Origin of the sequence: Streptomyces panaciradicis, from assembly GCF_023516615.1 — a bacterium.
In the GTDB taxonomy this organism is placed as follows: Bacteria; Actinomycetota; Actinomycetes; order Streptomycetales; family Streptomycetaceae; genus Streptomyces; species Streptomyces panaciradicis.
On sequence record NZ_JAMGBF010000078.1, the window covers coordinates 54,701 to 73,449 of the forward strand.

General features: G+C 72.7%; 16 protein-coding genes. 8 read left to right on the forward strand and 8 right to left on the reverse strand.

Annotated elements, in window-relative coordinates:
• From M8J74_RS24895 to M8J74_RS24920, 6 genes are all read left to right on the forward strand, one after another.
• Positions 1-804 carry an ABC transporter permease gene (locus M8J74_RS24895; protein ID WP_058922306.1) on the forward strand — a complete coding sequence of 268 codons (804 nt, stop codon included), beginning with the start codon at positions 1-3 and terminating at the stop codon, positions 802-804.
• A 59-nt stretch (positions 805-863) separates the two neighbouring features.
• Positions 864-1,610 carry an ABC transporter permease gene (locus M8J74_RS24900; protein WP_283948563.1) on the forward strand — a complete coding sequence of 249 codons (747 nt, stop codon included), beginning with the start codon at positions 864-866 and terminating at the stop codon, positions 1,608-1,610.
• 102 nt (positions 1,611-1,712) lie between these two features.
• A complete protein-coding gene (locus M8J74_RS24905) occupies positions 1,713-3,167 on the forward strand; it encodes a phytoene desaturase family protein (protein WP_249838585.1) in 1,455 nt (484 codons plus the stop codon).
• Positions 3,164-3,670 (forward strand): hypothetical protein, encoded by a 507-nt coding sequence (locus M8J74_RS24910; protein WP_249838586.1) that lies wholly within the window; start codon positions 3,164-3,166, stop codon positions 3,668-3,670. The genes M8J74_RS24905 and M8J74_RS24910 overlap by 4 nt, the downstream gene beginning before the upstream one ends.
• 36 nt (positions 3,671-3,706) lie before the next feature.
• The gene (locus M8J74_RS24915) at positions 3,707-4,294 is read left to right on the forward strand and encodes a TetR/AcrR family transcriptional regulator (protein ID WP_249838587.1); all 588 of its coding nucleotides are present in this window, start codon (positions 3,707-3,709) and stop codon (positions 4,292-4,294) included.
• Entirely contained in the window at positions 4,287-5,123 is an 837-nt protein-coding gene (locus tag M8J74_RS24920; RefSeq protein WP_249838588.1) for an alpha/beta fold hydrolase, read from the forward strand. Before M8J74_RS24915 ends, M8J74_RS24920 begins: the two co-directional genes overlap by 8 nt.
• On the opposite strand, the gene M8J74_RS24925 is transcribed toward M8J74_RS24920, so the two are convergent.
• The 4 genes from M8J74_RS24925 to M8J74_RS24940 all read right to left on the reverse strand — a co-directional run bounded on the left by M8J74_RS24925 (position 5,120) and on the right by M8J74_RS24940 (position 9,431).
• Entirely contained in the window at positions 5,120-5,956 is an 837-nt protein-coding gene (locus tag M8J74_RS24925; protein ID WP_249838589.1) for an isocitrate lyase/PEP mutase family protein, read from the reverse strand. The two genes, M8J74_RS24920 and M8J74_RS24925, sit on opposite strands and share 4 nt — an antisense overlap.
• Before the next feature lie 96 nt (positions 5,957-6,052).
• Entirely contained in the window at positions 6,053-6,421 is a 369-nt protein-coding gene (locus tag M8J74_RS24930) for a VOC family protein (protein WP_249838590.1), read from the reverse strand.
• A gap of 90 nt (positions 6,422-6,511) precedes the next feature.
• Positions 6,512-8,203: a DUF2264 domain-containing protein gene (locus M8J74_RS24935; protein WP_249838591.1), complete on the reverse strand. Its 1,692-nt coding sequence runs from the start codon at positions 8,201-8,203 to the stop codon at positions 6,512-6,514.
• 181 nt (positions 8,204-8,384) lie between these two features.
• A complete protein-coding gene (locus M8J74_RS24940; RefSeq protein WP_249838592.1) occupies positions 8,385-9,431 on the reverse strand; it encodes a rhamnogalacturonan acetylesterase in 1,047 nt (348 codons plus the stop codon).
• A 202-nt stretch (positions 9,432-9,633) separates the two neighbouring features.
• Between M8J74_RS24940 and M8J74_RS24945 the strand changes: the two genes are divergently transcribed.
• Complete coding sequence (locus M8J74_RS24945) at positions 9,634-11,310, forward strand: rhamnogalacturonan lyase B N-terminal domain-containing protein (RefSeq protein WP_249838593.1); 1,677 nt, start codon at positions 9,634-9,636, stop codon at positions 11,308-11,310.
• 12 nt (positions 11,311-11,322) lie between these two features.
• Here M8J74_RS24945 and M8J74_RS24950 read toward each other — a convergent pair whose 3' ends face one another.
• From M8J74_RS24950 to M8J74_RS24960, 3 genes are all read right to left on the reverse strand, one after another.
• On the reverse strand, positions 11,323-12,732 hold the full coding sequence (locus M8J74_RS24950) for an RICIN domain-containing protein (protein ID WP_249838594.1): 1,410 nt from the start codon (positions 12,730-12,732) through the stop codon (positions 11,323-11,325).
• 1 nt (position 12,733) lies between these two features.
• Positions 12,734-13,831: a glycoside hydrolase family 43 protein gene (locus M8J74_RS24955; RefSeq protein WP_249838595.1), complete on the reverse strand. Its 1,098-nt coding sequence runs from the start codon at positions 13,829-13,831 to the stop codon at positions 12,734-12,736.
• A gap of 376 nt (positions 13,832-14,207) precedes the next feature.
• Positions 14,208-15,596 carry an APC family permease gene (locus M8J74_RS24960; RefSeq protein WP_249838596.1) on the reverse strand — a complete coding sequence of 463 codons (1,389 nt, stop codon included), beginning with the start codon at positions 15,594-15,596 and terminating at the stop codon, positions 14,208-14,210.
• Positions 15,597-15,720: 124 nt separating this feature from the next.
• On the opposite strand from M8J74_RS24960, the gene mmuM reads away from it, so the two are divergent.
• On the forward strand, positions 15,721-16,638 hold the full coding sequence (gene mmuM / locus M8J74_RS24965) for a homocysteine S-methyltransferase (protein ID WP_249838597.1): 918 nt from the start codon (positions 15,721-15,723) through the stop codon (positions 16,636-16,638).
• A 249-nt stretch (positions 16,639-16,887) separates the two neighbouring features.
• Here the strand turns inward: mmuM and M8J74_RS24970 are convergent, their stop codons facing one another.
• Positions 16,888-18,459, reverse strand: coding sequence for a carboxylesterase/lipase family protein (locus tag M8J74_RS24970; protein ID WP_249838598.1), 1,572 nt, complete (start codon positions 18,457-18,459; stop codon positions 16,888-16,890).
• Between the last annotated feature and the right edge of the window lie 290 nt (positions 18,460-18,749).

The window sequence follows — 18,749 nt, forward strand, 5'->3', positions numbered from 1 at the left end:
ATGGCCGTCCTGCACGCCTGGCGGGCCGCCCGCGTCACCCCGCTCGGCGAGCTGCACGCCCCGCCCCGGATGACGGCGGCCCTGGTCCGGCTGGTCGTCCAGGTGGTCCTGGTCGCCTCGCTGTGGAACGGCCTGTACGCGCACGCCGGTCCCACCGCGGGGCTCAGCCGCGACCAGGCCGTCTCGTACGCCGTGCTGGCCGTACTGGCCTCGCGGCTGCGGGAGCTGGACCAGTACGCGGGCCGGGACACCGTCCTGCAGCACATGCACTTCGGCACCATCGTCTACTGGTACCTGCGCCCGCTGCCGCCCGCCCGCTACCACGCGCTGCGGGCCCTGGGCGAGCAGGTCTACGGCGCCGCCTGGGCGCTCGCCGGGTACGCGGTGTGCCTCGCGACCGGGGTGGTGCGGCCGCCGGAGTCGGCCCTGGTGGCCGGGGTGTTCGTGGTCAGCCTGCTGCTCGGCCAGCTGGTCCTGTACTTCGTGATGCTCCTGCTGGACCAGATGTGCTTCTGGACCCTCCGCAACAACGCGGCCATGCTGATCCTCGTCTTCGCCCAGAACCTGCTGTCCGGGGTGTACGCGCCGCTGTGGTTCTTCCCGGGCTGGTTCCGCGCGATGAGCGCGTTCCTGCCCTTCCAGGCGACGCTCAGCGTGCCGCTGTCCCTGTACGTCGGGCGGATCCGGCCGGCGGACGCGGCCGGTCAGCTGGCGATCCAGGCCGCCTGGGCCGTGCTGCTGTTCCTGCTCACCCGGTTCCTGTGGCGGCGGGCCGCCCGTCGTGTCATCTCCCAGGGAGGCTGACGACCGTGCACGCCGTCCGCACCGCGTGGCGCATCACGCGGCTGAACATCCGCGCCCAGATGGAGTACCGGGTCGAGTTCCTGCTGAACATCGCGATCGGCGCGATCTGGCAGGTGTCGGTGATCGTGTTCGCCACCGTGCTGCTGGCCCGGTTCAGCGGGATGGGCGGCTGGGACAGCTCGGAGGTCCTGCTGATCCCGGCGACGCGGATGCTGGCGCACGGGCTGTTCGTGCTCTTCCTCGGGCGGATGCACGGCATCGGCCGGTTCGTCCAGGAAGGGAAGATCGACATCTATCTGGTGCGGCCGCTGCCGGTCCACCGCCAGGTGCAGCTCGAGTACTTCCCCACCAACGCGATCGGCGACCTGACGGTGGCCGCGGGACTGATGGCCGGGGCCCTCGGCCGCAGTCACCTCGACTGGACGGCGGGCCGCGTCACCTACCTGGTGGTCTGCCTGATCGGCGGCATGCTGCTGGAGGCCGCCCTGTTCACGGCGGTGGCCTGCGCCTCGCTGCGCTTCCCGGCCGCCGGCTACTGGGGCCGCTGGCTGGAGGAGCTGCTCGGCACCTTCGGCAGCTACCCGCTGAACGTCCTGCCCAAGGCGGTCGGCGGCCTGCTCACCTTCGGCCTCCCGCTGGCGTTCGTCGCCTACTTCCCCGCCGCCGTCCTCACCGGACACGGCCACGACACGGGTGTGCCGTACTGGCTGGCGGCCGCCTCCCCGCTGCTCGGAGTGCTCGCCTACCTCGCCGCGAGGCTCCTGTGGCGGTGGAGCCTGGACCACTACACGGGAGTGAACGGCTGACGGCTCCCGGCGGTGGCCGCGGATGACGGGCAGAACGCGGGCCGCCGCCTACGATCCCTGTGCGGAGGCTTCGATCCGTCCGGTCCCGGCGAGGAGAGTTGCATGAGTACGGCCGTCGTGGTGGGCAGCGGTCCCAACGGACTGGCGGCGGCCGTCCTCCTCGCCCGCGCGGGCGTGGACGTCACCGTCCTGGAGGCGGCCGCGACGATCGGCGGCGGCACGCGCACCAGCGAGCTGACTCCGGGCCTGCTGCACGACCACTGCTCCGCCACCCACCCCATGGCCGTCGGCTCGCCCTTCCTGCGCGAGCTCGGTCTCGACCGGCACGGCCTGCGCTGGCGTCTGCCGGAGATCGACTGCGTGCATCCGCTGGACTCCGGCGAGGCCGGGGTGCTGCGCCGGTCCGTCCACGAGACGGCCGACGGGCTCGGCGCGGTCGACGGGCCCCGGTGGCGGCGGCTGTTCGGCCCGCTCGCCGACGGCTTCGACGCGCTGGCCGACGGCATCATGGGGCCGCTCGCCCGCATGCCCCGCCATCCGCTGCTGCTGGCCCGCTTCGGGGCCACCGCCCTGCTGCCCGCAGCGACCGTGGCCGGACTGTGGCGCACCACGACGGCCCGGGCCCTCTACGGCGGAGTGGCCGCCCACGCCTTCCGGCCGCTGAACCGGCCCGCGACCGCGGCGATCGGTCTGTCGATCGTCGCGTCCGGGCACCGGTACGGCTGGGCGGTGGCCGAGGGCGGCTCACGGGCGATCACGGACGCGCTGGCCTCGCTCCTGACCGAGCTGGGCGGCCGGGTCGAAACGGGTGTCCACGTACGTTCGCACAGCCAACTCCCGCCGTCGAACGTGGTGTTGTTCGACACCGCGCCGCGGGCGGTCGCGGACATCCTGGGCGACCGGCTGCCGGCCCGGGTGGCCCGCGCCTACCGCCGCTACCGGCACGGTCCCGGCGCCTTCAAGGTGGACTTCGCCGTCGAGGGCGGGGTGCCGTGGACCCACGAGGCGGCGCGACGCGCGGGGACCGTCCATCTGGGCGGCACGTTCGAGGAGGTCGCCGAGGTGGAACGGCAGGTCTGCGCCGGGCGGATGCCGCAGCGGCCGTTCGTGCTGGTCGGCCAGCAGTACCTGGCGGACCCGAGCCGGTCCGACGGCGACGTCCATCCCGTGTGGACGTATGCCCATGTGCCGCACGGCTACGACGGGGACGCCACACAAGCGGTCGTACGGCAGATCGAGCGCTTCGCACCGGGCTTCCGGGACCGGATCGTCGCCACGGTGACCCGCTCGCCCGCCCAGTTCGAGGCGTACAACCCGAACTACGTCGGCGGGGACATCGTCACGGGCGCCAACACCACCTCCCAGCTCCTGCTCCGGCCGCGCCTCACCCTCGACCCGTACAGCACCGGCGTACCGGGCGTGTTCATCTGCTCGGCGGCCACACCCCCCGGCGCCGGCGCCCACGGCATGTGCGGAGCCAACGCGGCACGGTCGGCGCTGCGGTATCTGGTCCGCACATCAACTCGTTCTTCTGCCGGGGAAGTTGGTAGGGCATGACCCGCATGCGTCCGCCTGTCAGTGAGTTCGAGCCGCGCCGGGTCGAGCCCGGCGAGCATCCGGCCCTGGACGAGGCCCTGGCTCTGGTCAACCGGGACCTGGCCGCGACGCTGCCCGAGCGGGAGCCGCTCCGGCTGATGGCACTGGCGTCCTGGGAAGAGGGCGAGCCGGAGGACGTGTACGTCGCCCTCGCCGACGGTACCTGGTGGGGCAACCAGCTCCCCCGGACCGGCGCCGGGACCCGGGACGACCCGCGCGCCGTCCTCGCCGACGTCGCCGAGGCGGCGCAGGACACGGTGACCGAACGCCTGCGGCGGGCCTGGCCGGTGTGCACGGTGCACAACCTCGGCATGCACCTGGGCGAGGCAGAGGGGCGACCGGTGTGGCGGTGCGCCGGTGCCGGACGGGATCCGGGACATGTGCGTGCGGCGGTCGGCGAGCTCCAAGCCCTCCGTCGCCCGGGCGCGATTAATCGGTGGCCGACGGCAACCTCGGATAGCTAGGCTCTTTCCTAGGATCTCTAGGAAAGGCTGGACGTCATGGTCAGGGCCGGTCTCACCGCGGAGCGCATCACCGCGGCCGCCGCCGACCTCGCCGACGAGGTGGGGTTCGAGAACGTCACGCTGTCCGCCGTGGCCCGGCACTTCGGGGTCAGGGACGCGAGCCTGTACTCACATGTCAGAAGCCTTCAGGATCTGCGGACGCGGATGGCGTTCCTGGCCGGCGGCGAGCTGATCGACCGCATCGCGTCGGCGGTGGCGGGCCGTGCCGGGAAGGACGCGCTGGCCGCCTTCGCGGGCGCCTACCGGGAGTTCGCGCTGGAGCGTCCCGGACGATACGCGGCCACCCAGATCCGTATCGACCAGTCCCTGGTCGCCGACTCCCCCGAACTGCGCCGCACGGCCGAGATCACCTACGGCATGCTCCGCGCCTACGGCCTGGAGGAACCCGATCTCACCGACGCCGTGCGCCTGTTGCGCAGCACCTTCCACGGCTACTGCGCCCTGGAGGCGAGCGGCGGCTTCGGTGCCCCGCGCGATGTGCGCAGGTCCTGGGACAAGGCGGTCGACGCCCTGCACATCGCCCTCGAACACTGGCCACGGGAAGGAACCCACGACGATGACTGAACCGCACTACGACAGGCGAGGCGAGGGACCCGTCCTGCTGGTCGTCCCCGGAGGGGCCGGGCACCCGATGGGGCTCGGCCCGATGACGGACGTCCTCGCGGAGCGATTCACCGTGGTGACGTACGACCCGCTCGGGCTGGCGCACGGCCGGCTCGGCGAGCCGGTCGCCGATCAGCGGGTGGAGGAGTGGAGCGACGGCGCGTCCCGGGTGCTCGAAGAGGTGCTGCCCGAGTGGGAGTCGGCGTCCGTGCTCGGTTTCAGCTCCGGCGGGATCGCCGCGCTCGACCTGCTCACGCGCCATCCGCAGCGGCTGCGGCACGTCGTCGCGCACGAGCCGCCGTGCGTGGGGGTCCTGCCGGACGGGGCGCGGCAGCGGGCCGTATTCCAGGAGGTGTACGACACCTACCGTGCCGCCGGCCCGCAGGCGGCCGCCGCCCGGCTCGGCGCCGCGCTGACGGGGCAGGAGCCCGGCGCCGCCGTCCCGGGCCGGCCCTTGAGCAGGGAGAAGGAGTTGGCGAGCCCGATGGCCCTCTTCCTCGCCCACGTCGTACGGGGCTTCACCTCCTACACTCCCGATCTGGCGGCCCTGGCCGGCGTCCCGGACCGGCTCACCCTCGCCGCCGGGTCCGACTCGCGTGGACAACTCCTGCACCGCACGGCCGAGTTCATCGCCGATCGCACCGGGGCCCGCTTCGTCGAGTTCCCCGGAGGGCATGTCGGGGCCGGCGAGCATCCCGTCGCGTTCGCGGACCGGCTCGTAAAGACGCTGGGCCGACACGACGGAGCGCGGGGGTCTGCGGACGAACGGCGCGGGCCGCTGACCGCCTAGCGCGCGGTGCCGGTGGGCGTTCCGTGCCGGCTCAGGCCGTCGACCTCGGCGTACGACGGTGCCGGCCCGAGCGGCCGGCGGCCGGTTCCGATGTCCGCCACCGTCTCCAGGGCAGCTCCCAGCGCACGCCGGTACAGCAGTGAGCCGAGGCTGACGCGGCGCACCCCGAGGTCGGCGAGGTGAGGGACGCTGGGGCCGTCGGGCGAGTAGAGGATGTTGAGGGGGACCCCGACGCGCCGCACCACGGCGGCGATGGTGCCGGGGTCGGTGAGGCCGGGCACGAACACGCCGTCGGCGCCCGCCTGTTGGTAGGCGTCGAGTCGTCGCAGGGTTTCGCGTTCGCCGCCCTCCCCGAGCCAGTACGTGTCGGTGCGGGCGTTCACGAAGAGGCCGGGCGCCGCGGCCTTGACGGCGGCGATCTTGTCGGCGTGCCGCCGGACCGGCCCGAGAGCGTCCTCCAGGTTGATGCCGACGGCTCCGGCGGCGGCCAGGTCGCGCGCGAACTCCCCCACCGCGGCGGGATCTTCGCTGTACCCGTCCTCCGCGTCGACCGACAGCAGAAACGGCCCGGCGCCCAGGACACGGGCCAGCCGGAGCGTCTCGTCCCGGGTGGCGGAGGCGCCGTCCGGCAGACCGGCGGCCGCGGCGACGCCGAGGCTGGTCGTGCCGATCGCGGAAAATCCGCGCGCGGCGAGGGCGGTCGCCGAGGCGTGGTCCCAGGCGTTGGGCAGGAACAGGGGCTCGGCGGCGTGGTGGAGGGCGGCGAAGGCGGTCGGGGAAGGCCGGCCCACCGCATCGGCGTGGGGCTCGGTCACCCGCGGGCTGTCGGTCATACGGGAACGGTAGGCGCCGCTCGCTTCGGCGCCCGCCGAAGTGTGGACACGCGGCCGTTCACCCGGACGGCACGGTGCATGCCCGATGCCCCGTGTTCAGCCGGCGCGCTCCGCCGCGCTGCGCTCGACGCAGAACTCGTTGCCCTCCGGGTCGGTGAGCACGGCCCAGCCCGTGCCGTCCGGCTTGCGGTGGTCGTCCACGAGGGTGGCGCCGAGCGTGAGCAGGCGGTCGACCTCCTCGTCGCGGGTGCGGTCCTGCGGCTGCAGGTCGAGGTGCACGCGGTTCTTGACGGCCTTGGCCTCCGGGACGGTGATGAACAGCAGGCCCGCCCCCACGATCAGCACCTCGGGGTCTCCGGGCCGGTCCTCCGGGCGCAAGGGGTGACCGAGCACCTGGGACCAGAAGCCGGCGAGAGCGTAGGCGTCGGCGCAGTCGAACGTGGTGTGGCGGATGGCGGAAGTCATGGGAGGGATTCTCGGACGCGGGGCCCGAGCCGGGCAACGGAGATTCGGGCCCGGCCGGATCACCCCGCGACGGGATGCGGACCCGCCGGATCACCCCGCGTCGATCTCGACCCCCTTAGGGCCGAACACCACCCGCAGCTCGGGCCCTTCGCTCCAGCGCACCGTCAACTCGTGTGCCCCGTCGGCCCGTACGTCGACCGTCTCGGCCAGCGGCGGCGGATCCGCCTCGCCGGTGAGCCGGGCCAGGGCGACGAAGAGGGTGTCGCCGTCGCCGGTGACGCCGGTCAGCGTCTCCGACAGGCCGACCGCGGGCAGCAGTTCGGCCCGTGGCCCCGGCTGCGCCGCAGGCCAGCCGGTCACCCGGACCGCCGTACCCGGCGCGGCCCCCGAGACCAGGTGCGCCCGCACCTCCACGGCCCCGCGCGCCAGCACCGCACTGGTCACCCGCGCGCCTGTGCCGGCCGTGTGCCGGGAGGCGGCCCAGCCCTCGCCGACGCCCAGCGGCTCGATCCCCGTCCGGCTCGGGTCGTCCCCCACGAAGACACTGTTGTCGGACGAGGAGGAAGGCGCCGTCGCGGTCGAGTACGCCAGCCGCGTGTAGTAGGGGTCGTAGCGGACGTCCTCGCTGCCGTGGTTGTGCAGGCGCACCAGACCGTCCGAACGTGTCGACTGCACCAGCCAGTTGGGGGGTCCGACCGGCGTGACCGCGTCGGCCCGCTCGGCCGGTCCCGGCTCCTCGGGGGCCGTCCACACCGGATGGTCCGGCGGCAGCAGCAGGCCGACGAAGCCCTTGCTCGCCCAGTAGGGCGAGGCAGGACCGGAATAGCCCTGCAGGACCGCCGGGTCGGGGCCGTGCCAGCCGAGGGTGAGCAGGCCCCGCTCGTCGACCGCGCCCCGGTCCAGGAAGTACCTGAGCGCGCCGGACGCCAGCCGCCGCGTCTCGCCCGGCGACAGCGGCGTACGGCCGCACAGGGCACCCAGCCACAGCGGGGCGGTCGTCGCGAAGCGGTAGGTGAGGGAGCGGCCCTGGTGCATCGGCGCGCCGTCCCCGCCGAACAGGCGGGCGTAGTCCTCCAGATGGCGCGAGAGCCGGGTGCCGTACAGCTCCAGCAGCCGGGGATCGTCCGCGAGCCAGGCGTGCAGCACCGGGTACAGGTGCATCGCCCAGCCGTTGTAGTAGTCGAACTTGCGGCCGTCTCCGTCGGTGTACCAGCCGTCACCGAGGTACCAGTCCTCGATCCGGGCCAGACCGCGCTCGATCGCCTTGCGGGAGGCGTCCGTATCGTGACCGATCTCGTCGAGGAATCCGCCGACCGTGACGGGGAACAGCTCCCAGTTGCAGGGCCACGCCTCGGCGGTCAGCGCGTCGCTCAGCCAGGCCGCCGTCCGTTGCCGTACGCCGTCGTCCAGGCGGTCCCACAGCAGCGGCCGGGTCAGGCGCAGGGCGAGGGCGACGGACGCGGCCTCGACGAGCGGCTGGCCGCGGTCCTCGACGCGGGGCCACACGCCCGCGGTGCCGGCCGCGAGGCCCTCGGCGTAGCGCTGCAGCGCGGTCTCGTCCCGGCGGAAGGCCGCGAGCAGCAGCGTACGGGCGTAGCCCTCCAGGCCGTCGGAGAGCCGGCCGGACCAGCTCTGCCGGTCGCCGGGGAGGTGGTAGAGGGCGCCGCCCTCGGTGGCGTACGGCTCGACCGCGGCGAGCAGGGCGTCGGCGGCCGCCTCCCAGTGGGCGCGGGTGTAACCGGTGTACGGGCTGCGGGCGTGGTCGGCGGGGGGCAGGTGCATCGGCTCTCTCTCACGGCTCACGGCACTCACGGCTCACGGCACTCACGGCTCACGGCACTCATGGATCACCACACTCATGGCTCACGGCACTCAGGCTCACCGCCCTCGCGGGGCGCGCCCGGCAGGGCTCCGGAGGGGGAGACCTGGGGCGCCCCGGTTCCGGTCGGGACGCCCCAGGGGCTCATCCCACCCGCACCGTGCCCCTGGGCACGAGATGCCGGGCGAGAAGTTCGTCGCGGACAAGGCCCGCGTACACGGTGGCGCCGTGCACGGAGGTGTGGGTGTTGTCCTTCTTCTCGTTGTAGAGGTAGATCGCCTTGGAGCCTTCGACACCAAGGGATTCCACCAGTGCCTTCGTCTTCGCCGTCAGGTCGATGAGCGGTACGTGCTCCGCGGCCGCGACCGACCGGATGACGGCCGGATGGTCCACACCCAGACCATTGACGAGCAGCGCGGTGTCGTTGTTCAAGGTGCCGTCGGCATTGAACCACCGTCGCACGATCGGCGTCACCAGGACGGGCCGTCCGCCCTTGTCCCTCACCCCGGCCACCAGCGTTTCCAGGTTGGTTCTGTAGGTGGCCTCGTCCGTGGTCTTGTCGTTGTGGGCGAGCTGGACGAGCACCAGGTCGCCGGGGCGAATCAGTGGCCGGACGGTGCCCCACAGCCGCGGGTTCCCCAGATAGGTGACCGTACTCTCGCCGGAATCGGCGTAGTTGGCGACGGACACGCCCTTGCGCAGGAACTGCGGGAGCTGCTGGCCCCAGCCGGAGTAGGGGTCGGCGGGCTGGTCGCAGACCGTGGAGTCGCCGATCAGCAGGATCCGGCGGGTGTGCCGGGCGGCCGGGGTGACGCGGATGTCCGCGAGGGCGGGGGCCGAGCCGCCAAGGGCCAGGTCCAGTCCGGGAGTTCCGTCGGGGCCGGTCGGCTCGCCCTCCGGGGTGCGGACGTCGACCGTGAAACTGCGGGCGACGCGCTCGCCTGCCGCGACGGGCGTCTCGGGGAGCAGGGAGCGCCGGGTCTCGCCGCTGACGGCGGTGCTGGAGTCCGCGTCACCGCCGAGCAGGAGCCGCACGTCGTAGGTGCCGGGTGGGACGTCGAAGTGGCAGGCGGTGGCGGTGCAGTCGTCGATGCCGAGGGCCCTGGGGCCGTCGTGCGCATGGGCGGGGACGGCGGTCAGGCAGGCGCTCAGGATCAGCGCGGCGGACACGGCGAGGCTGAAACGTCTCATTCGCGAACTCCTCCGACGGGACACCGGGGGCGACAGGATCGGCGGCTGGACCGTACCGCCATTGGCAAGCGCTTTCTAGCCTTTGGGTCATTTTCCCAAGACGGTCGACCACCAACCCGTGAAAGCCCTTTCGCGAAATCGATTCAACTGTCACCCTCACACTCACCCGCACCCCCACCCGCCCTCCGAAGGAGGCACCCCCATGTCCGACACCGCGAACAGACCGGTCGGCCGCCGCACCTTCGTCCTCGGCTCCGCGGCCGCCGCCGGCACCGCGGCCCTCGCCGGACCCCTCGCCCCGTCCGCGTCCGCCGCGGGCTTCGGCTGGAGCGACGACGGCTCCCACTACGTCGTCGACACCGGCGCGAACCTCGTCTTCAAGGTCAGCAAGACCAACGGCGACCTGACCTCGCTGGTCTACAAGGGCACGGAGTACCAGGGCTACGGCGGCAAGAACTCCCACGTCGAATCCGGCCTCGGCACCTCCACCGTGACGGTCGGGCAGTCCGGCTCGACGATCCTGATCTCCGTGGCCTACGGCACGCTCAAGCACTACTACGCGGCCCGCAGCGGCGAGAACAACGTCTACCTGTGGACGAACAAGGCCGACGACTCGGTCTCCGCGACCCGTTACATCGTGCGCGTCAGGGCGGGCCTGTTCCTCAACGACGAACCCGACTCCTACACGTACACGACCAGCACCGTCGAGGCCTCGGACGTCTTCGCCAAGTCCGACGGGCAGACCCGCTCCAAGCACTACTCCCGGCTCCGGGTCATCGACTACGACTGCATCGGCTGGAGCACGGGAAGCGTCGGCCTGTACGTCGTCCGCTCCAACCACGAGAAGGCCTCCGGCGGCCCCTTCTACCGTTCGCTGCTGCGCCACCAGAGCGCCGACGGCGGCGGCCTGTACGAGATCCTCTACTACGGCGAGAACCAGACGGAGGCCCAGCGCTTCGGCCTCCAGGGCCCGTACGTCATCGCCTTCACCGACGGCGGCGCGCCCTCGTCCTCGCTCTACCACGCCAACCTCACCACCCCGTGGGCGGATTCGCTCGGCATCTCCGGGTACGTGGCGGCGAGCGGACGCGGCAAGGTGGCCGGGGTCGGCATCACCGGCCGCAACACGGCGTTCCCGTACACCGTGGGGCTCGCCAACCCGGCCGCGCAGTACTGGGGTTCGGCCAGGTCCTCGGACGGCTGGTTCTCCATCGGGGGCGTCCTGCCGGGGACGTACACCCTGACCGTCTACAAGAGCGAACTCGCCGTGTACACGGGGTCGGTGACGGTCACGGCCGGCGGCACGACCACCCTGAACACCCTCGCGATCCCGTCCTCCAACGACCCGGGCAACGCGAGCGCGATCTGGCGCATCGGCGAGTGGAACGGCACGCCGAGCGGGTTCAAGAACGCGGACCTGATGACGTACGCGCATCCGTCCGACGTGCGGGCCGCGTCCTGGACCGGGAACGTCGTCGTCGGCAGCGGCACCGAGACGTCCGCCTTCCCCTGCTATCTGTGGAAGGACGTCAACAGCGGCATCCTCGTCTACTTCAGGCTGACGGCCGCCCAGGCCGCCGCCGCGCACACCCTGCGCATCGGCGTGACGACGGCCTACGCCAACGGACGGCCGCAGATCTCGGTCAACGACTGGACGTCGTCGATCCCCTCCCCGCCCTCCCAGCCGAGCACCCGGTCGCTGACCGTGGGCTCCTACCGGGGCAACAACCACACGTTCACCTACAGCGTTCCGGCGAGTGCCTGGCTCACCGACACCAGCCAGTACAACGTGCTGAAGATCAACGTGGTGAGCGGTTCGGGGACGACGTCCTTCCTCAGCGCCGGCACGTCGATCGACGCGATCGACCTGCTGCCCTGACCCGACGGCGCCTCAGGTCCCGCGCGTCCACTGCTGGTTGGTGGCTCCGCTGCAGGTGTAGGTGATGATCGCGGCGGAGTTGGCGGTGGACGCGCCGGACACGTCCAGGCACTCGCCGGTGGCGCGCGCCCTGATGGTGACGTAGGAGCCGGAGGTGACCACCGACCACTGCTGGGCGGTGGCGCCGGTGCAGTTCTCCTGGGTGACGGTGGAGGTGTTCTCCTGCAGGCACAGGGAGCTCCCCCGGCCCATCAGCGCGTAGTAACCGGTGCCGAGGTCCTTGAACCACCACTTCTGGTTGGTGCCGCCGTTGCAGGTGTACTGGCTGATCGCGACGCCCTGCCACAGCGACTGGCTCGGCACGTCCGCGCACTTGCCGCTGTTGCGGGCGACGAGCGTGTTGTACGTGGCGGCGGTCCCGGCGACCGTGCCCGCGGCGGTGTCCACCGCGACCTCCGGGGACCAGGACAGGGACAGGGAGGTCGAGGTCGGGAACGTCAGCGGCAGCCAGACGTAGCGCGAGTCGTTGACCGTGCCGCCGAAGGAGTTGCCCCAGCGGTCGCCCATGTAGAGGTACGAGGTGCCCGAGGTGCCGGTGACGGGGAGCACGTACGCCGTCTGGGAGTTGTAGGCCGTGGAGTCGCCGACGTTCGTCCAGGACGTCCACGGGCCCGAGAGGGAGGTCGCGGTGGCGTACTGCTGCTGGTTGGGGCTCCAGCCCGTGGCTCCGGACGTGAGCATGAAGTAGACGCCACCCCGCTTGAACAGCGCGGGAGCCTCGCGGTGGCCGCCCGGCCACGGGTTGGCGACCAGGCTGTCGATCGCCGTGTAGTCGGCGGTGAGCCGGTAGATGTGCAGGTCGTAGTTCTCGTTGGCCGCCGAGACCATGTACGCGGTGCCGTCGGTGTCGACGTAGGTGGTGATGTCCCGGGACATGTACTGCCCGAGCGGCTGGAAGCTGCCCTGGTAGGTGTAGCTGCCGTCGACGGTGTCGGAGACGGCGACGGCCGCGCGGGCCTGGCTGTAGTCGACGCCGTTCTCCTTGTGCATCCACATCACGAACTTGCCGGTGGAGGCGTTGTAGATGACCTTCGGGCGCTCGATGTAGGCGGTGGCCAGCTCGGAGGCGGACGACTGGGTCAGGACGTGGTTCCTGAACTCCCAGTTCTTCAGGTCGGTGGAGCGGTAGGCGTCCACGTACCGGAAGGTGTTGTCGGCGTTGCGGTCCTCGCCGAACCAGTAGTAGTACGAGCCGACCTTGATGACCCCGCCGCCGTGGGCGTGCACGGGGTTGCCCGAAGTATCCGTGAACTGGGTGCCGTTGGTGATCGTCAGGGTGGCCGCCTGGGCCGGGCCCGCGGTCGCGAGGGCGCCGAACAGGCCCAGGCAGAGGGCGAGCAGCACCGCGTGGGCACGTCTCATCTCACAACTCTCCTTCGCTTCGGTCGGCGGCCGTGTCGGCCACGGGGATGCCGAAGTCGGGGGTGCCGTCCGGGTTCCAGCCGAGCTTCTGGACCCGGGTGTGCCGGTTGGGGTCGTTCAGGGGATCGCCGGTGATCTCCTTGTACGGGCGGGCGTGGTAGACGAGGACGTCGCTGCGACCGTCCTCGGCGACCGTGAAGCAGTTGTGGCCGGGCCCGTACTGCCTGGTGGTGTCGTTGCCGGTGAAGACGGGGACCGGGGACTTGGACCAGGTGGCGGGGTCCATCAGGTCGGCGTCCGCGGCGGCCGTGAGCAGGCCCATGCAGTAGTGGTGGTCGGTGGCCGACGCCGAGTAGGACAGGAAGAGGCGGCCGTTGCGGGCGAGGACGGCGGGGCCCTCGTTGACCTTGTAGCCGACGCACTCCCAGTCGAACTCCGGTGTGGACAGGCGTATCTGAGGCCCGGTCAGGGTCCACGGGTTCGCCATCCTCGACAGCCACAGAGCCGTGTTGTTGTCCATGCCGGGCTCGTGCTGGGCCCAGACGAGGTAGCGGGTGCCGCGGTGGCTGAAGGTGGTGGCGTCCAGGGAGAAGGTCTCCCAGGCGGTCTTCACCTGCCCCTTCTCCACCCACGTGCCCCTGAACGGGTCGGGGTCGGCGTTCTCCAGGACCCAGATGCGGATGTCCCAGACGCTCTCGGCGGGCGCGGAGGCGAAGTACACGTACCACTTGCCGCCGATGCGGTGGATCTCCGGCGCCCAGATGTGCGCGCCCATGACACCGGTGGCGTGCTTGGACCAGATGACCGACTCCGCCGCGGTCGCGAGGCCGTTCAGGGTGCGGGAGCGGCGCAGGACGATGCGGTCGTAGTCGGGGACGGTGGCGGTGAAGTAGTAGAAGCCGTCGGCGTGACGGTGGACGAAGGGGTCGGCGCGCTGCCGGACGAGCGGGTTCACGAACGGGGCGGCCTTCGGCTTCGGTGCTGCGTCGGCCGTCCCGGGGGCCGCCGCCAGGGCACCCGCGGCGAGGGCGGCTCCCTTCAGCATCAGGCGGCGCGTGGGGGGCGGGGTGCTTGCGGGCAGGTCGTCATCGCGGCTCATACGGCTTGCCTCTCGGGGCGCGGGGGGAATGTTCGATATGTCAAACAACATCTGCCATGACGAACGCCGAAAAGGTAAGGGTGTGGAACCGGGAGGTCAACGGGTCTGACGGGACCGACAGGAAGCGCTTTCACGATTTTGGTCGCGGCACCGGTTCTTCGGCCTGCTCCCCGGCCTCACGGCGCCGGCCGTCCGCCGGCGGGGACACGGCGGACGGCGGTACGGCGACGGGGACCCGCCGGGCGGCGGTACGGCGGTGACGGGACACGGCGGATGGAGGAACGGCGGTGGCGGGACGCGGCGATTGAGGAACGGCGGTGGCGGGGACAACCGCCTCCGGTGGAGCGGCGGCCGGTGTGCGGTGCGGGGCCGGCCCTCAGGCCCGCGCGGCCTCCGGGGTCTCCTCCGGCTGGCGGCCCCGCAGCCACACGTACACCGGGATGCCCGCGAACAGGAACAGCACGCCCTGGTAGACGGCGGCGTAACCGGCGCCCGCGATCAGCCAGAAGGAGAACGCGAAGGACAGCGCCGCGACGACCAGGTCGCGGACCAGGCCCGCCGGGCGGACCCGCTCCCGGGTGCCCCGGGCGAGCCAGAACAGCTGGGCCGCCGCCGACAGCAGGTACGGCACGCAGCCGGTGAACGTGGTGATCAGGACGAGGACGCGGAAGGTGGTGTCCGGGCCCGCCGTGTAGTTGAGGGCGATCAGGAGCGTGCCGAGGACCGCCACCGCCCAGACGCCGAAGCCGGGCACACCGCCCCTGCCGACCTTGGCGAACGGCTTCGGGAACAGTCCGTCGCGGGCTGCGGCGTACGGCATCTGCGCGGCCAGCAGGATCCAGCCGTTGAGGCAGCCGGTGATCGAGGCGACGGCGACGAGCGCGATGGCGATGCCGCCCCAGGAGCCGCCGGTGATCGCGTTCACCGCGTCGGCGAAGGGCGCGCCGGAGTCGACCAGCCGGTCGTGCGGAACCAGCCCGAAGACCGCGACGGTGCCCAGGATGTACACCAGCGCGGAGGCCAGGGTGCCGAGGACGCTCGCGCGGCCGACGGTGCGCTCGGGGTCCTCCACCTCGCCCGCGCTGACCGCGGCCGACTCGACGCCGAGGAAGCTGTACAGCAGCAGCGCGGCCGCGGCGGCGAGCGCGCCCGGCGTGCTGTCGCCGGAGGCGTTGAACGGCCCGAAGTTGTCGGGGTCGACGAAGAACAGCCCGATCGTGGCCACCAGCAGCAGCGGGACGAACTTCAGGACCGTGGAGACGATCTGGACCGCGCCGACCCAGCGGGTGCCGGCGAAGTTGGCGGCGGCGGGCAGCCACAAAGCGGCCAGGGCGACGGCCCCTTCGAGGGCGTGGTCGCCGTGCAGGGGGATCAGGACGTCGACGTACCCGACGACCGCGACGGCGAGGGCGGCGATGCTGACCCAGCACATGGTCCAGTACGACCACGCCGACAGGAATCCCGCGAACGGGCCGAAGGCGTCGCGCGGGTAGACGTACAGACCGCCGGTGACGGGGCTGCGCCGGGCGAGCCTGCCGAACAGCAGGGCGAGCAGGACGGCGGCGACCGACAGGACGGCGAAGGCGAGGAGGCTGACCGTGCCGTAGGGGGCGACGGCGGCGGGCAGCGCGAAGATGCCGCCGCCGATGATGTTGCCCATCACGAGGGCGGTGGCGGCGGCCAGGCCGAAGGTGCGGCGGCGCGGGGCGGGGGCCGCCGGGGTGCCGGACGGGTCGGTGGCCTCGATGGGGCTGGGGGCGGTCATGGTGGTTCCAGGTGCAGGAGGTCGGGGAGGGCGTGATCGTAACCCGCCGTCCCACATGTTGGGCGAGGTGTTCATGTACTGGACACATGCGGTCGGCCGGGGGCCGTTCGCCTAGCCTCGTGGCATGACCAGCGACACCTCCCTCGCCGCCGCCCTCGCCGCCGGAACCGTCGTCCTCGACGGCGGCATGTCCAACCAGCTCGAGTCCGCCGGGCACGACCTCAGCGACGAGCTGTGGTCGGCGCGGCTGCTCGCCGAACGGCCCGAGGCGATCACCGAGGCCCACCTCGCCTACTTCGAGGCCGGCGCGGACGTGGCGATCACCGCCAGCTACCAGGCCACGTTCGAGGGCTTCGCCAAGCGCGGGATCGGCCGCGAGCAGGCGGCCGAACTCCTCGCGCTGAGCGTCGAGACGGCACGTGAGGCGGCGCGGCGGGCGGCGGCGAAGGGAGTCACCCGGCCGTTGTGGGTGGCCGCCTCGGTGGGCCCGTACGGGGCGATGCTCGCGGACGGCTCCGAGTACCGGGGGCGGTACGGGCTGAGCGTGGACGAACTCGCCGACTTCCACCGGCCGCGCGTCGAGGTGCTGGCCGCGGCCCGTCCGGACGTGCTCGCCCTGGAGACGGTCCCCGACGCCGACGAGGCGCGGGCGCTGCTGCGGGTGGTACGGGGGCTCGGGGTGCCGGCCTGGCTGTCGTACACCGTGGACGGCGACCGCACCCGCGCCGGGCAGCCGCTGGAGGAGGCGTTCGCCCTGGCCGCCGACGTGGACGAGGTGATCGCGGTGGGCGTCAACTGCTGCGCCCCGCAGGACGTCGACGGCGCGGTCCGCACCGCCGCGCGCGTCACCGGCAAGCCGGTGGTCGTCTACCCCAACAGCGGCGAGGCCTGGGACGCCGGGGCCCGCGCCTGGGACGGGCGCTCCAGCTTCACGCCCGAGGAGGTCACGGGCTGGCGGGCGTCGGGGGCACGGCTGGTCGGCGGGTGCTGCCGGGTGGGACCGGAGGCGATCGCCGGGATCACGGCGGCGCTGACGCCGTGACGCCGGAATCCCGGCTGCGCTGAGCGGGGGACGGCACGAACGCGCCGACGCTGACGCCGGAACAGCGGGAACGCAGTTGCGCTGACGCCTGGGACGGCGGGATCGGCAGCGCTGACGCCGGGAACAGCGCGACCGCAGTTGCGCCGACACCAGGAGCGGCGGTGCTGAGTCGTGAGGGTGGCATCGTGGCGGGGCTCACGCCGTGGCGGGACGCCGGCCCGCTGCCCCGGTACGCCGTCGGGGCCCGCCTCAGCCGCGCCGTACCCCGGTCGAGCGCCGCAGCCGTCGGACCGTCGCGCGCAGGTCCGCCGTCCGTGCGGGTGGCGGGTCCGCCACCACCGTGGCGGAGGGTTCGCCGGCCCCGGCCCACAGGGCCAGTTCGGCGTCGCGCGGGCCGTACGCCGTGCGGGGCTCGCCGGCGTCGAAGATCCGCACCGGATGCCGCGCGTCCCAGGCCTCCCAGCCGGGGTCGCCGTCGGCGGCGAAGCGCACCCACGCGCCGTGCATCGCGTCGGCCAGTTCCTGCGGCGCCTCGTCGCCTGCCAGCTTGCGGGACTCGGGTACGTCGCCGCTGTCGAAGACGAAGCCGAGTTCCAGGGCGTGGCAGGAGCCGAGGGCGGGCACGCCTGAGGGCCAGGCGAACTCGTAGACCCAGGAGCCCGCGGGGCGGCCGTCGGCCAGGCGGTGCAGGGGGCGGCGCAGCAGGTGGTCGGTGACCATCTGGCCGACGATCTCGGCGGTCCCGGCCCGCGGGTGCAGGGCGCGGTAGCCGCGGGGCACCTCGGTGCCGCAGTGGCAGCGGGCCATGGCGCCGGCGAGGGCGACGGCCCCGAGCCGGTCCACGCGTTCCAGCAGGCCGCCGGGGACGAGCCAGAGGCGGTACTCCTCGCCGGTCCAGCCCATCATCAGGTCGACGCCTGTGGCCGCGTCGCCGTCGACGAGGGCCTCCAGCGGATCGCGCGGGACGAGGTCGCCGTCGACGACGATGCCGAAGGAGGGGCCGCCGAGCACGGGGCTGCTGAGCCGGCCCACCTCGGCCTGGGTGCGCAGCAGCAGTTCGCGGTCGACGTCGGCGAAGGCGGCGGCGGTGGCGGGGATCTTCAGGCGGGCGGCCATGCGGCGCACCATGCGCCGTACCTTGTCCCGTTCGAACGCCTCGGGCGGCCCGCTCTGCAGGACCGCCCGTCGCACGAGCCCCTGCGCCTGCGGGGCGGCCAGCAGGGCGCCGGTGCTGATCGCCCCCGCGGACTGTCCGGCGAGGGTGACGCGGTCCGGGTCGCCGCCGAAGGCCGCGATCGCGTCGCGCACCCAGGTCAGGGCGGCGAGCTGGTCGCGCAGGCCGGGGTTGGCGGGGGCGTCCGGGAACAGTCCGTAGCCCTCGACCCCCAGCCGGTAGTTCACCGAGACGAAGACCACGCCGTCGCGGGCGAAAGTGCGCCCGTCGTACACGGGGACGGCGGACGAGCCCCTGGTCAGGGCGCCGCCGTGCAGCCACACCAGGACCGGGAGCCGGGCTCCGGGGCCCGGCTCCGGCGTCCACACGTTGAGGTTCAGGCAGTCGTCGCCCGGTACGACGGGGTCGGAGAGGTACGTCGCGAAGGCTTCGGAGTACGGCGGTTTCGGCGCCGTCGGTCCGAAGGCGCCCGCGTCACGGACGCCGTCCCAGGGCTCGGGCGGGACGGGCGGCCGGAACCGCCGGGGGCCGAAGGGAGGGGCGGCGTACGGGATGCCCCGGAAGACCGCGACGCCGTGCTCGAACCGACCTCGTACCGCCCCGTACGGGGTGCTCACCACGGGGTCCGCCTGGATTTCTGCCGTCATGGGCTCACCAGCCTCCTCACCGCGCCACTGCACCGGTAACACCACAGCACCACAGATCGCCGCGATATTCCGGTGCGGAGGGCGATACGGGGGCCGCAGGAGGTACCTCCGGGAGCGCCGGGACGGGAGCCCAGGCCGGTCGCGGCCATCGGAAGGCCCGGCCGCCCCGGGCTCCTGAAGGCCCGGCTGCCCCGACCGCCTCCGGATCCCCTCGCCCGCCGCCGCGTTCGAAGTTTCGAAAGCCGGGGCCTGTGAAGACCTGGCGAAGTCGCCCTCTTCCCCGCTCCAGC